The sequence below is a fragment of the Streptomyces sp. NPDC001927 genome (assembly GCF_053594455.1).
Genome location: NZ_JBSFEN010000013.1, coordinates 146,241 through 159,370, shown reverse-complemented (window position 1 = coordinate 159,370; position 13,130 = coordinate 146,241). Strand labels below are relative to the sequence as shown.

Genomic DNA, 13,130 nt, shown 5'->3' with positions numbered 1-13,130 from the left:
AGGCCGAGCCGCGCCGCGCTTGCCCGGCGGTCGGGAACTACTTCAGAACGGTCGAGGACCACGACTGGATCCACTGGTCACGCTTCTCGGCGATCTTCTCGGGCGCCATGGTCTGCGGCTTGTCGATCACCACACCGTGCTGGGTGAACAGCTCGGGCAGCTGCGCGCCCGCGGTCACCGGGTTGACGAACATCTGCAGCGGCATGTCTTCCTGGAACTTCTTGGAGATCAGGAAGTCGATGAGCGCCTTGCCGCCCTCGGGGTTCTTCGCCCCGTTCAGAAGTCCGGCGAACTCGATCTGCCGGAAGCAGGTGCCGGTGGAGACCCCGGTGGGGGCGTCCTTCGGCTGCGGCTCGGAGTAGAGGACCTCGACCGGCGGGCTGGAGGCGTACGAGACGACCAGCGGGCGGTCTCCCTTGGCCTGCTTGCCGCCGGCGGAGCCGGAGAACTCCTGGTTGTAGGCGAGCTCCCAGCTGTCGACGGTCTTCACGCCGTTGGCCTTGAGCTTCGTCCAGTAGTCCTGCCAGCCGTCGTCGCCGTACCGCGCGGCGGTGCCGAGCAGGAAGCCGAGGCCCGGGGAGGACTTCTCGGGGTTCTCGACCACGAGCAGGTTCTTGTACTCCGGCTTGGCCAGGTCGTCGAAGGTCTGCGGGGGCGCGAGCTTCTTGTCGGCGAAGTACTTCTTGTCGTAGTTGACGCAGATGTCGCCCGTGTCGATCGGGGTGACCCGGTGCTCCTTGTCGAGCTTCGTCTCGGGCAGGACCCGGTCGAGCCCCTTCGCCTCGTACGGGACGAAGATCCCGTTGTCGAGGGCGCGGGAGAGCAGGGTGTTGTCGACGCCGAAGAAGACGTCGCCCTGCGGGGAGCCCTTGGTCAGGATCTCCTTGTTGACGGCGACGCCCGCGTCACCGCTCTTGAGGACCTTGACGGTGAAGCCGGTCTGCTTGGTGAACTCCGCCAGGACCTCCTTGGAGGCGTTGAAGGAGTCGTGACTCACGAGGGTCACGGTCTTCGGCGCGGGCTCACCGCTCTTGCCCGCGGCGTCGCGGATGTCCTCGGTGCCGCACGCGGCGAGCGTCGTGACGCCCAGCGCTGCAACGATCGCCGCGGCGACCATCTTCTTGGTGCTCACTGAAATTCCTCCTGGGTGTGACCAGGAAGAGACGCGGCCCTGCCCACCGGAGGGTGGGCAGGGCGCAACAGCTCGAGTTGCGACCGAACTTCCTACCCAGAATGACCTGGGCGAGGTTCAGAGGGTCTGCGGTCCGATGACCGCACTCTCAGCGCTGTGGCGCTCCCCTGTCGGAATATGGAGATGTGTTCGAGCACAGACTACAAGGTCAGCGCTCCGAGGCCGCCAGCTGTCCACAGGCACCGTCGATCTCCTGCCCGCGGGTGTCACGGACGGTGACCGGAACACCGTGGGCGGCGATGGCCTCGACGAAGGCCTTCTCGTCCTCGGGCCGGGAAGCGGTCCACTTGGACCCAGGCGTCGGGTTCAGCGGAATGAGATTGACATGCACCCGCTTGCCCTTGAGCAGCCGGCCGAGCAGGTCGCCCCGCCAGGCCTGGTCGTTGATGTCGCGGATCAGGGCGTACTCGATGGAGATCCGGCGGCCGGACTTCTCGGCGTACTCCCACGCGGCGTCGAGGACCTCGCGGACCTTCCAGCGGGTGTTGACGGGCACGAGGGTGTCGCGCAGCTCGTCGTCGGGGGCGTGCAGCGAGACGGCGAGCCGGCACTTGAAGCCCTCGTCGGCGAAGCGCAGCATCGCGGGCACGAGGCCCACGGTGGAGACGGTGATCCCGCGCTGCGACAGCCCGAGCCCGTCCGGCTCGGGGTCGGTGAGCCGCCGGATGGCGCCGACGACCCGCTTGTAGTTGGCGAGCGGCTCACCCATGCCCATGAAGACGATGTTGCTGAGCCGCGCGGGCCCACCGGGCACCTCGCCGTCCCGCAGGGCGCGCATCCCGTCGACGATCTGGTGCACGATCTCGGCGGTCGACAGGTTCCGGTCGAGCCCGGCCTGCCCGGTGGCGCAGAACGGACAGTTCATCCCGCAGCCGGCCTGCGAGGAGATGCACATGGTGACCCGGTCCGGGTACCGCATGAGCACGGACTCGACGAGCGTGCCGTCGTGCAGCTTCCACAGGGTCTTACGGGTGGTGTCGTCGTCGCACGAGATGTGCCGGACCACCGACATCAGGTCGGGCAGCAGCTCCCCCTGCAACTTCTCGCGGGAGCCGGCGGGGATGTCGGTCCACTCGGCGGGGTCGTGGGCGTACCGCGCGAAGTAGTGCGTGGACAGCTGCTTGGCGCGGAACGGCTTCTCGCCGATCGCGGCGACGGCCTCCTTGCGCTCGGCGGGCGTGAGGTCGGCAAGGTGCCGCGGCGGCTTCTTGGCTCCGCGGGGCGCGACGAAAGTGAGTTCTCCGGGCTTGGGCATGGTCCTACCAGTGTCGCAGAGGAACGGAGAAGGGCCCGACGAATGGGGGCACCCCCATAGCCCCGGAGGGGGCTATGGGGGAGGACAACGGGCCCTTCACCTACAAATTCGCAGGTCAGGTGGTGCCGACGAAGACGACCAACAGCAGCCAGACCACCGGAGCCGTAGGCAGCAGGGAGTCCAGGCGGTCCATGATGCCGCCGTGACCGGGCAGGAGCGTGCCCATGTCCTTGATGCCGAGGTCGCGCTTGATCATCGACTCGCCGAGGTCGCCGAGCGTCGCGCTCGCCGCCACCGCGAGGCCGAGCAGCAGGCCCTGCCACCACGAGCCGTCGTCGATCAGGAACTCCATGCACAGCGCGCCCGCCGCCATCGCGAACGTGACCGCTCCGAACAGGCCCTCGCGGGTCTTGCCGGGGCTGATCCGCGGTGCCAGCTTGTGCTTGCCGAAGCGCCAGCCGATCGCGTACGCGCCGGTGTCGCTGACGACCGTGAGCAGCAGGAACGTGAGGACCCGCTCCGCACCGTCGTCGGCGGTGAGCATCAGCGCCACGAACGTCGCCAGGAACGGCACGTAGAACGCGGCGAAGACGCCCGCCGTGACGTCCTTCAGATAGCCCTCGGGCGGCTCCGTCATGCGCCACACGAGGACCGCGAGGGCGGTCAGGGCCATGGCGACCCAGGCCCCCTCCGCTCCGCGGACGTAACCGGCCACCACCATCGCCGCGCCACCGACCGCCAGCGGGACGAGCGGGGCCTTGATGCCCTTGCGCTCCTGCAGGCGGGAGGTGAGCTCCCACAGGCCGACGACGACGGCGACCGCTATGACGCCGACGAACGCGGCCTTCCAGATGAAGAGGGACGCGATGATGACGGCGCCGAGCCCGACCCCGACTCCTATGGCCGCGCCCAGGTCGCGCCCCGCGCTCTTCTTCTGCGGGGAAGCGGGCCGGTTCGGGCTGGACATGGGCTCCTGCGGGTGCTCGTTCGGCGTCTCGTCACGGAACAGGGGACCGCTCGGCTGAGCGGCCCCCCGGTCGTGGTCGTCCTGGTGATCGCCGGCGGGGACGTCGGGCACGATGGGCATGGGCCGAGTCTGCGCCGCCTGCAGCCCATCGTATGCGGGACCCGCCGGGGCAGGCCCCTGGTCGGGCCCCCAGTAGCCGGAACCGGCCGGGGCCCCCCAGGAAGAGTCGTTCATCAGACCTCGAGCAGCTCGGCTTCCTTGTGCTTGAGCAGCTCGTCCACCTGCGCGACGTACTTCGCGGTGGTGTCGTCGAGCTCCTTCTCCGCGCGCCGGCCCTCGTCCTCGCCGACCTCGCCGTCCTTGACCAGCTTGTCGATGGTCTCCTTGGCCTTGCGGCGGACGGAACGGATGGAGATCTTGGAGTCCTCGGCCTTGCCCTTGGCCACCTTGATGTACTCGCGGCGGCGCTCCTCCGTCAGCTCGGGGAACACCACACGGATGATGTTGCCGTCGTTGCTCGGGTTGACGCCGAGGTCGGAGTCGCGGATCGCCTGCTCGATGTTGCGCAGCGCGCTCTTGTCGAACGGGGTCACGACAGCCATGCGCGGCTCGGGAACCGAGAACGACGCCAGCTGATTGATCGGCGTGATCGCACCGTAGTAGTCGGCCACGATCTTGTTGAACATCGCCGGGTGCGCACGCCCGGTGCGGATCGCGGCGAAGTCCTCCTTGGCGACCACGACGGCCTTCTCCATCTTCTCCTCGGCCTCGAGGAGGGTCTCTTCGATCACCACTTGCTCCTGCGTGTCGTCGCGTCTTGTCCTGCACGGTTTTGCGACCGGCAGGGCTCTGTCCGTCCCCTCGCGGGGAGGTACCCGGTTCGAGCCGAGGCTCAGGCCCGGGTGCCCTGGTCGCTCACGAGAGTGCCGATCTTCTCACCCTTCACCGCGCGCGCGATATTGCCCTCGGCGAGCAGTTCGAAGACGAGGATCGGGAGATTGTTGTCGCGGCACAGGGTGATGGCGGTGGCGTCGGCGACCTTGAGGTCGCGGGAGAGCACCTCGCCGTACTCCAGCGCGTCGAACTTGACCGCGTCGGGGTTGGTCTTCGGGTCGGAGTCGTAGACCCCGTCGACGCCGTTCTTGCCCATGAGCAGGGCCTCGGCGTCGATCTCCAGGGCGCGCTGGGCGGCCGTGGTGTCGGTGGAGAAGTACGGCATGCCCATACCGGCGCCGAAGATGACCACGCGGCCCTTCTCCAGGTGGCGCACGGCCCGCAGCGGGATGTACGGCTCCGCGACCTGACCCATGGTGATGGCGGTCTGGACGCGGGAGTCGATGCCCTCCTTCTCCAGGAAGTCCTGGAGGGCGAGGCAGTTCATGACGGTGCCGAGCATGCCCATGTAGTCGGAGCGGGCCCGGTCCATGCCACGTACCTGCAGTTCGGCGCCGCGGAAGAAGTTGCCGCCGCCGATGACGATCGCGATCTCCGCGCCGTCGCGGACGACTGCGGCGATCTCGCGTGCGATCTTGTGCACGACGTCGGGGTCGACGCCGAGACCGCCGCCTCCGGCGAATGCCTCGCCGGACAGCTTCAGCATGAAGCGGCCGGCCTTTTTGCCGTGGTTGTCGTCGCCCTGTACGGCGCTCTGGTTCATGGAGATCTCCTCGTGCACATACGACGAAGGCCATTGCCGGTGGGTCCTTGCGGTTTCCCGTACGGCAATGGCCTCCTCGTCAGATCTGCGGTCGTCCTGCGCGAGCGCGGACGACTGCTTCAGACCCTACCGGGGTCCGGTGTCCGTCGCGTACGGACTCAGATGCCGACCTTGATGCGCGTGAAGCGCTTCAGGGTGACGCCGGCTTCCTTCAGGATCTGCTCGACGGACTTCTTGTTGTCGAGCGCGTACGGCTGACCGAGCAGCGTGGCGTCCTTGAAGAAGCCGTTGACGCGACCCTCGACGATCTTCGGGAGCGCGGCCTCGGGCTTGCCCTCGGCGCGGGTGGTCTCCTCGGCGACGCGGCGCTCGGACTCGACGACCTCGGCCGGGACGTCCTCACGGGTGAGGTACTTCGGCGCGAAGGCGGCGATGTGCTGCGCGACGCCCTTGGCGACCTCGGCGTTCGGCTTGTCGAACTCGACGAGGACACCGATCTGCGGGGGCAGGTCGGGCATCGTGCGGTGCATGTAGGCGTAGACGGAGCCGTCCGCGTACTGCGCGAAGCGGTCGAGGACGATCTTCTCGCCGAGGTTGGCGTTGGCCTCGTCCACGAAGGCCTGCACGGTCTTGCCGGCCTCGATCTCGGAGGCGAGCAGCGCCTCCAGGTCGGCCGGGTTGGTGGCGGCGACATGCGCGGCCAGCTGGTTGGCGACGGCCTGGAACTTCTCGCCCTTGGCGACGAAGTCCGTCTCGCACTTCAGCTCGACGAGGACACCGGAGGTGTTGTCGTCGGCGATGAGGGAGACGACGGCGCCGTTCTCGGCAGAGCGGCCCTCGCGCTTGGCGACGCCCTTCTGGCCCTTGATGCGCAGGGCCTCGACGGCCTTGTCGACGTTGCCGTCGGCCTCGTCCAGGGCCTTCTTGCAGTCCATCATGCCGGCGCCGGTGAGCTCACGGAGCTTCTTGACGTCAGCGGCGGTGTAGTTCGCCATGAGTCTGAGTTTCTCTCTCGAAGTCTGAAAGATCTACGGGTGGACGGCGGGGGCTTTGTGGGCCCCCGCCGTCGACATCCGAAACAACCAACCGGACCTGACCTGTGCGGTCAGGCCGTGGGTCAGGCCTGCTCGGCCTCGGCGGCCGGAGCCTCGGCGACCTCGGCGACGACCTCGGCGGCCTCCGCGTCGGCGACCTTCTCGGTCTCGGCGGAGGTCTGGACCTCGGCCTCGTCAGCCTTCTTCTCACCCTCGAGCAGGTCGCGCTCCCACTCGGCGAGCGGCTCGCCCGCGGCCTTCTCGCCCGGCTTCGAGTCGCCGGTCGCGGCGCCGGAGCGGGCGATGAGGCCCTCGGCGACGGCGTCGGCGATCACGCGGGTGAGCAGGGTGACGGAGCGGATCGCGTCGTCGTTGCCGGGGATCTTGTAGTCGACCTCGTCGGGGTCGCAGTTGGTGTCGAGGATCGCGACGACCGGGATGTGGAGCTTGCGCGCCTCACCGACGGCGATGTGCTCCTTCTTGGTGTCGACGATCCAGACGGCGCTCGGCACCTTCTGCATCTCGCGGATACCACCGAGGGTCTTCTCCAGCTTGGCCTTCTCGCGGGAGAGGACCAGGAGCTCCTTCTTGGTGAGGCCGGAGGCGGCCACATCCTCGAAGTCGATCTGCTCGAGCTCCTTGAGGCGCTGCAGACGCTTGTAGACGGTGGAGAAGTTGGTGAGCATGCCACCGAGCCAACGCTGGTTGACGTACGGCATGCCGACACGCGTCGCCTGCTCGGCGATGGCCTCCTGGGCCTGCTTCTTCGTACCGACGAACATGATGGAGCCGCCGTGGGCGACGGTCTCCTTGACGAACTCGTAGGCGCGGTCGATGTACGACAGCGACTGGAGCAGGTCGATGATGTAGATGCCGTTGCGCTCCGTGAAGATGAAGCGCTTCATCTTCGGGTTCCAACGACGGGTCTGGTGACCGAAGTGGACGCCGCTCTCCAGCAGCTCCCGCATCGTGACGACGGCCATGGCCGTATCTCCTTGTGTTTCTCGGTTATGTCCTGACGCCCCGACGCGCCGTGCCACGAGGGACCGAAAAGGCGCTGCCACGACCTGTGAGGGCTGTGTGGCGGGGCGTGCGAAGTCGACCCGGTGACCCGGATCGCCATAGGAAGTGTACGGGACCCTGCGGGTGCCGGGTGACGGCGCTGTCCACAACCAGCCGGTTGTCCACAGAAACCGACCATGATCGGCAGGAATCGGGCGGGTGCGGGACGGTGTCGCCATGCATCTGACGACACTGCTTCTCGCCCTGGCCCTGATGTGGCCCCCGAGCGCGCCGATGCGCTCCCCGAGCGGGCCGCCGGTGGCCCTGACCTGGCCGCTCGGCCCGCCGCGCCCGGAGATCGTGCGCGGCTGGGAGCCTCCGGCCGGTCCGTACGCGGCCGGTCACCACGGTCTCGACCTGGCGGCCCCGGTGGGCGCCCCGGTCCGCGCGGCGGCGTCGGGCGTGGTCACGTTCGCGGGCCGCGTGGCCGGCCGGGGCGTCCTCACCCTCACCCTGCCGGGCACCGGAGACCCGCCCCTGCGCACCACCTACGAACCGGTGGAGCCCCTGGTCGCGGCGGGCACGAAGGTCACCCGGGGTGACCCGGTGGCCACCCTCGCGCCTCCGCCGACCGGCGGGGCCGGGGCGCCCGGAGCGGCCGGGGCGCCCCACTGTCCGGAATCCTGCCTGCACTGGGGCCTGCTGCGGGGGGACACGTACCTGAACCCCTTGCTCCTGCTGCGCCAGGGCCCGTCGAGACTGCTGCCCGTGACGGGGCTCAGCCGCTGACGCCGCGCAGGGCCATGGCGACGGCGGCCTCGGCGACGGTGTCCGGATCTTCGGCCGCGCCCAGTTCGATACGGCGGACGGCGGCGTCCACGACGCCCTGGAGGAGCATGGCGCCGAGGCGGGGCTGGGACTGGCCCAGGTCGACGAGGGCCTCGACGATCATGGTGACGAGGCCGCCGTGAGCAGCGCGGATCTTCTCGCGGGCGCCCTGGTCGAGCTCGCTCGCGGAGATCGCGACGACCGCCCGGTGGCGCCGGTCCCCGACGAGCTCCAGCTGCTTGCGCACATACGCCTCGACCTTGCCCTCAGGCGTGTCGGCGCGGGCCATCGCCGTCTCGACCTCAGCGGCCCAGACGGGGAAGTCGACGGCGCACAGCTCCTCGACCACGGCCGCGCGCGACCGGAAGTACTCGTACACCGAGGAACGGGCCAGGCCCGTGCGCTCGGCGAGGGCGGGGAAGGTCAGCGCCTCCGTACCGCCCTCGGACAGCAGGGAGCGCGCGGCGTCCAGCAGGGCGCCGCGCTGCATCGTCCGGTGCTCGGCCACCGAGGCCGCTCGAATCCTTGGCACGGCTCCACCATACGACTGGCCGCTCCCGGTCAGCGCCCCACATCGGCCAGCTTGGCGCGCAGCTGCAGGACCGACTTGGTGTGGATCTGGCTGACGCGGCTCTCGGTGACCCCGAGGACATGGCCGATCTCGGCGAGGGTGAGGCCCTCGTAGTAGTAGAGCGTGACCACGGTCTTCTCCCGCTCGGGGAGGGTGTTGATGGCGCGGGCGAGCAGCCTCCGCAGCTCGCGGTCCTCGGCGACCTCGACCGGGTTGTCGGCGGCGGTGTCCTCCAGGGTGTCCATCAGCGAGAGCCGGTCGCCGCCCTCGCCGCCGACATGCAGCAGCTCTTCGAGGGCGACCACGTTCGCCAGGGACAACTGGCTGAAAACCGCGTGCAGTTCCTCCAGGCCGATGCCCATCTCCGCCGCGACCTCGCCCTCGCTCGGGGTGCGCCGGAGCTTGGCCTCCAGGGTGGCGTACGCGCGCTCGACATTGCGCGCCTTCTGCCGCACGGAGCGGGGGATCCAGTCGAGGGCGCGGAGTTCGTCGATCATCGCGCCCCGGATCCGGGTGATCGCGTAGGTCTCGAACTTGATCGACCGCTCGACGTCGAACTTCTCGATGGCGTCGATCAGTCCGAAGACGCCGGAGGAGACGAAGTCGGCCTGTTCCACATTGGACGGCAGGCCCACGCTGACGCGGCCGGCGACGTACTTCACGAGCGGGGAGTAGTGCAGGATCAGCTGCTCGCGCAGTCGCTCGTCGCCCGTGTCCTTGTAGGACCGCCACAGTTCGTCGAGCGATGTCGGTGCGGGCGGTCGCACGGTGCCCCGGGCTGCTGGGGGCACCGCAGCGCGGTCAGACCCGGAGGTGTGCTGGGGCATGCGTTGCCTTGAGCCGTTCTGCTGGCGGGTTTGTCGGGACGGATGTCCGTCGGGGAACCCTTGCGAGCGTAGCGTGACTGGACGGTCGCGGTCTGCGAACCTCTGCGGATCGCACCGCTCCGGGTGGACGTCCTCGGCCACATCTTCGAACCCGGGCCGTGGCGCGTGTCGGCCCCTCGGGTGCGACCGAGACAGCTGGGTTGTTCATCACCCTCACCATTTCACCCGAATGCTCCAGGTCAAGTACCGCCTCGCCGCGCATTCGCCCCTTCCGTGGGGGTGTTCGTCAACCGCCAGTCGTCGCCTTGCCGTTCGACGAACCCCAGGGAGTGCAGTTCGTACAGTCTGACGAGGGTGTCGTCGGGGGTGGCGCCGGACCGGTCCGCGATCTCACCCACACAGGTGGCGCGGCCCGCGGGCATCGCTTCGAGGACGCGGGCGGCGTCCGGGGCGAGCAGGTCTCTCGCCAGGACCGGGCCGCGCCGGGCGGGGGCGAGCTGGCCCATGTCCCCGACGAGTTCGATCACTTCGGCGGCCTCGGTGACGAGGGTCGCCTCGCCGCGCAGCAGTTCGTGGACACCGGCGGAGAGCCCGCTGGTGACGGGTCCTGGCACGCCCATGGTGTGCCGGCCGAGGCGGGCGGCGGCGCGGGCGGTGACCAGGGAACCGCTGCGGTACTCGGCCTCCACGACGACCGTGCCTCGGGTGAGGGCGGCGATGACACGGTTGCGGAGGATGAATCTGCTGGGCGTGGGGTGACTGGCGGGCGGCAACTCCCCGATGACGAGCCCCTGTTCCGCGACGCGCCCGATGAGTTCGGCATGGCCGCGCGGGTAGGGGATGTCGACGCCGCAGGCGAGGACGGCGACGGTGGCGCCGCGGGCGGCGAGGGCACCTCTGTGGGCGGCGCCGTCGATGCCGAACGCGGCGCCGGAAACGACGACCCAGCCCTCTTCGGCGAGCCCGGAGGCGAGCGTGGTCGCCATGTGCGCGCCGTACGGGGTGCAGGCGCGGGCGCCGACGACGGCGACCGAGCGCAGCGCCCAGGTCCGCAGGTCGGCGGGGCCCCGGGCCCAGAGACCCACGGGGCGGGTGTCGCCGAGGTCGTCGAGCTGCCGGGGCCATTCGAGGTCGCCGGGGACGACGAGCCGCCCGCCCTGCCGGCCGATGGTGTCGAGGTCCCGCCGCGGCTCGGCGCTCGCGGCCCGCCGCCGCCACCCGGCGACCCGTTTCGCCCCGGTGCCGGCGAACGCGTCCGGGTCGTCGACCGGGTCCTTCAGGCGCTGGAGGAAGCCCTCGGCTCCGTACTGCCGGAGCCAGCGGCCGGCGTGGACGTCACCGGGCTCGACGACCCGGGTGAGCGCGGCGCGGGCCAGCCGTTCCTCGTACGTGATCATGCGCGCTCCCCCGCTCCCACCGGTACGCCCCGCGCGATGCCGGTCCGCAGTTCGAGGGCGAGGTCGACGTCCTGGGCGTCCGGGCGGTCGTGGCCCGCGAGGTCGGCGACGGTCCAGGCGACGCGGAGAACCCGGTCGAGGCCGCGCGCGGTCAGCATGCCGCGCTCGATGTCCCGTTCCGCCGCGGCGAGGGCTCCTGGGGCGACGACGAAGCGCGTCCGCAGTTCATGGCCGGGGACCTCGCTGTTGACGGTCCAGGGGGTGCCGGTCAGGCGGGCGGCCGCGCGGGCCCGGGCCTCGCGGACGCGGTCGGCGACGGCGGCCGTGGACTCCCCGCGCCCGCCCTGCCCGAGGAGGTCGGAGCGGGTGACGGGCTCGACCTCGACGCGCAGGTCGACGCGGTCGAGGAGCGGGCCGGAGAGTCGCGCCTGGTAGCGGCGGATGAGCGAGGCGGGGCACTCGCACCCCGCGCCGTGCAGGGTGTGCCGCCCGCACGGGCAGGGGTTGGCGGCGAGGGCCAGGAGGAACCGCGCGGGGAGCCGGACGACCCCGGCGGCCCGGGCGACGACCACGTGCCCGGATTCCAGCGGCTGACGCAGGGCGTCGAGCGCCTTTCCGGAGAATTCAGGCGCTTCGTCCAGAAAGAGGATGCCTCGATGAGCCAGGGAGACGGCGCCCGGGCGCGGGAGGCCGTTGCCGCCGCCGACGAGGGACTGCATGGTCGCGGAGTGGTGGGGCGCGCAGTAGGGGGCGCGGCGGACGAGGGGTTCGCCGGGCGGGAGGATGCCGGCCACGGAGTGGATGGCGGTGACTTCGAGGGACTCCTGACGGGTGAGCGGGGGAAGGATGCCCGTGAGCCGTTCGGCGAGCATGGTCTTTCCGGCTCCGGGTGGCCCGGAGAGCAGCAGGTGGTGGCTGCCGGCGGCGGCGACCTCCAGGGCGCGGCGGGCCCCGTGCTGTCCGGCGACGTCGGCGAGGTCCGGTCCGTCGAGGGGGTCGGCGGTGAGGCCGGTGCCGACGCCCGCGCCGGGGACGAGGAGCCCGGCGAGCATGGCGTCCGGGCGGCCCTCCTCGGCGGGCTCCTCCTCGGGGACCGGTTCGTCGGAGAGCACGGCGATGAGCTGGCGCAGGCTGCGGACGCCGAGGACGGAGACCCCGGGCACGAGGGAGGCCTCGCCGGCCGTCTGCTCGGGGACGACGACCTGGCTGTAGCCGGCTTCGGCGGCGGCGAGGACGGCGGGCAGGACGCCCCGCACGGGCCGGACGCGCCCGTCGAGCCCGAGTTCGCCGATCAGGACGAGGTCGGCGATGCCCCGGGGATCGATCCGCTCGGCGGCCCCGAGCACGGCGGCCGCGACGGCCAAATCAAATCCCGAGCCGCCCTTCGGGACGGACGCGGGGCTGAGGCCGACGGTCAGTTTCTTCTGGGGCCACTCGGCGCCCGAGTTGACGATGGCGGCGCGGACCCGGTCGCGGCTCTCGGTGAGGCTCTTGTCCGGGAGTCCGACCAGGGTGAAGGCGGCGACTCCGGCCTCCAGGTCGGCCTGGACCTCGACGACGACGCCCTCGACGCCGACGAGGGCGACGGAGCAGGTGCGGGCGAATCCCATCTCAGGCCACCCCCTGGGCGTGGGTGACGACCGCGGCGCCCTTGCGGGGCAGGACGATGCCGACGAGGTCGATGCGGATGCCGCCTTCGGGCGGTGGTCCGCCGTGGCGGTCGAGCCAGCAGGCCGCGAGGCGTTTGAGCCGGTCGGCCTTGACGGGCGTGACGGCGGCCATGGGGTGCTCGAAGGCTCCGGCCCGCCGGGTCTTCACCTCGCAGACGACGACGGCGTCCCCGTCCCGGGCGACGATGTCGATCTCTCCGGTCCGTCCGCAGCGCCAGTTCCGCGCGAGGATGACCATCCCGGCGGCCGTGAGCCTGCGGACCGCCAGCTGTTCTCCGTACTGCCCGAGAGCGCTCGTTGCGTTCATTCGGTACCACCTCCGGCACCGACTGTGACGCTTCGCGACGTTCCGTGTGCGGGCCGGTGGACAGCCACCGGCCTGTGGAGAACCCCGTCACCCCTGCGGGTGGTTTCAGCTGCCGGGAAGCTCCAGGTCGCTCTTGTTGAGCTCCTCGATGTTCACGTCCTTGAACGTGAGCACCCGGACCTGCTTGACGAACCTGGCCGGCCGATACATGTCCCAGACCCAGGCGTCGGCCATGGACACCTCGAAGAACACCTCGCCCTGGACCGAGTGCACCTGCATCTCGTAGTCGTTGGTGAGGTAGAACCGACGCTCGGTCTCGATCACGTATTTGAACAGCCCGACGACATCGCGGTACTCCCGGTAGAGCTTCAGCTCCATCTCGGTCTCGTACTTCTCGAGGTCCTCGGCGCTCATGGCATGTTC

14 protein-coding genes are annotated in these 13,130 nt (G+C 70.2%); 1 reads left to right on the top strand and 13 read right to left on the bottom strand.

The annotated features are described in order from the left end of the window. Positions 1 to 37: 37 nt before the first annotated feature. The 7 genes from ACWCO8_RS31865 to rpsB form a co-directional block, all read right to left on the bottom strand. Positions 38 to 1,117, bottom strand: a complete 1,080-nt coding sequence (locus tag ACWCO8_RS31865; RefSeq protein WP_451035204.1) for a thiamine ABC transporter substrate-binding protein — start codon at positions 1,115 to 1,117, stop codon at positions 38 to 40. A gap of 223 nt (positions 1,118 to 1,340) precedes the next feature. Further along, positions 1,341 to 2,447, bottom strand: a complete 1,107-nt coding sequence (gene rlmN, locus ACWCO8_RS31860) for a 23S rRNA (adenine(2503)-C(2))-methyltransferase RlmN (RefSeq protein WP_362003367.1) — start codon at positions 2,445 to 2,447, stop codon at positions 1,341 to 1,343. Between the two features lie 115 nt (positions 2,448 to 2,562). After that, positions 2,563 to 3,648, bottom strand: a complete 1,086-nt coding sequence (locus ACWCO8_RS31855) for a phosphatidate cytidylyltransferase (protein WP_451035140.1) — start codon at positions 3,646 to 3,648, stop codon at positions 2,563 to 2,565. Then, a complete protein-coding gene (gene frr / locus ACWCO8_RS31850) occupies positions 3,648 to 4,205 on the bottom strand; it encodes a ribosome recycling factor (protein ID WP_026057589.1) in 558 nt (185 codons plus the stop codon). Before frr ends, ACWCO8_RS31855 begins: the two co-directional genes overlap by 1 nt. A gap of 101 nt (positions 4,206 to 4,306) precedes the next feature. After that, positions 4,307 to 5,071, bottom strand: a complete 765-nt coding sequence (gene pyrH, locus ACWCO8_RS31845) for a UMP kinase (RefSeq protein WP_362003371.1) — start codon at positions 5,069 to 5,071, stop codon at positions 4,307 to 4,309. Positions 5,072 to 5,229: 158 nt separating this feature from the next. Further along, positions 5,230 to 6,066, bottom strand: a complete 837-nt coding sequence (gene tsf, locus ACWCO8_RS31840; RefSeq protein ID WP_362003373.1) for a translation elongation factor Ts — start codon at positions 6,064 to 6,066, stop codon at positions 5,230 to 5,232. A 122-nt stretch (positions 6,067 to 6,188) separates the two neighbouring features. Beyond that, a complete protein-coding gene (gene rpsB, locus ACWCO8_RS31835; RefSeq protein WP_362003375.1) occupies positions 6,189 to 7,088 on the bottom strand; it encodes a 30S ribosomal protein S2 in 900 nt (299 codons plus the stop codon). Positions 7,089 to 7,344: 256 nt separating this feature from the next. Between rpsB and ACWCO8_RS31830 the strand changes: the two genes are divergently transcribed. Beyond that, positions 7,345 to 7,896 carry a M23 family metallopeptidase gene (locus ACWCO8_RS31830; protein ID WP_451035139.1) on the top strand — a complete coding sequence of 184 codons (552 nt, stop codon included), beginning with the start codon at positions 7,345 to 7,347 and terminating at the stop codon, positions 7,894 to 7,896. On the opposite strand, the gene ACWCO8_RS31825 is transcribed toward ACWCO8_RS31830, so the two are convergent. The 6 genes from ACWCO8_RS31825 to ACWCO8_RS31800 all read right to left on the bottom strand — a co-directional run bounded on the left by ACWCO8_RS31825 (position 7,886) and on the right by ACWCO8_RS31800 (position 13,121). Further along, positions 7,886 to 8,443: a TetR/AcrR family transcriptional regulator gene (locus ACWCO8_RS31825; RefSeq protein WP_362004015.1), complete on the bottom strand. Its 558-nt coding sequence runs from the start codon at positions 8,441 to 8,443 to the stop codon at positions 7,886 to 7,888. The two genes, ACWCO8_RS31830 and ACWCO8_RS31825, sit on opposite strands and share 11 nt — an antisense overlap. A gap of 53 nt (positions 8,444 to 8,496) precedes the next feature. Continuing rightward, positions 8,497 to 9,333, bottom strand: a complete 837-nt coding sequence (gene whiG / locus ACWCO8_RS31820) for an RNA polymerase sigma factor WhiG (protein WP_362003379.1) — start codon at positions 9,331 to 9,333, stop codon at positions 8,497 to 8,499. 239 nt (positions 9,334 to 9,572) lie between these two features. Next, positions 9,573 to 10,730: a DNA-processing protein DprA gene (dprA, locus tag ACWCO8_RS31815; RefSeq protein ID WP_451035138.1), complete on the bottom strand. Its 1,158-nt coding sequence runs from the start codon at positions 10,728 to 10,730 to the stop codon at positions 9,573 to 9,575. Next, the gene (locus ACWCO8_RS31810; protein ID WP_451035137.1) at positions 10,727 to 12,340 is read right to left on the bottom strand and encodes a YifB family Mg chelatase-like AAA ATPase; all 1,614 of its coding nucleotides are present in this window, start codon (positions 12,338 to 12,340) and stop codon (positions 10,727 to 10,729) included. Before ACWCO8_RS31810 ends, dprA begins: the two co-directional genes overlap by 4 nt. A 1-nt stretch (position 12,341) precedes the next feature. Then, positions 12,342 to 12,707: a YraN family protein gene (locus ACWCO8_RS31805; protein WP_451035136.1), complete on the bottom strand. Its 366-nt coding sequence runs from the start codon at positions 12,705 to 12,707 to the stop codon at positions 12,342 to 12,344. 105 nt (positions 12,708 to 12,812) lie between these two features. Next, a complete protein-coding gene (locus tag ACWCO8_RS31800) occupies positions 12,813 to 13,121 on the bottom strand; it encodes a DUF2469 domain-containing protein (protein WP_005311352.1) in 309 nt (102 codons plus the stop codon). Positions 13,122 to 13,130 lie beyond the last annotated feature (9 nt).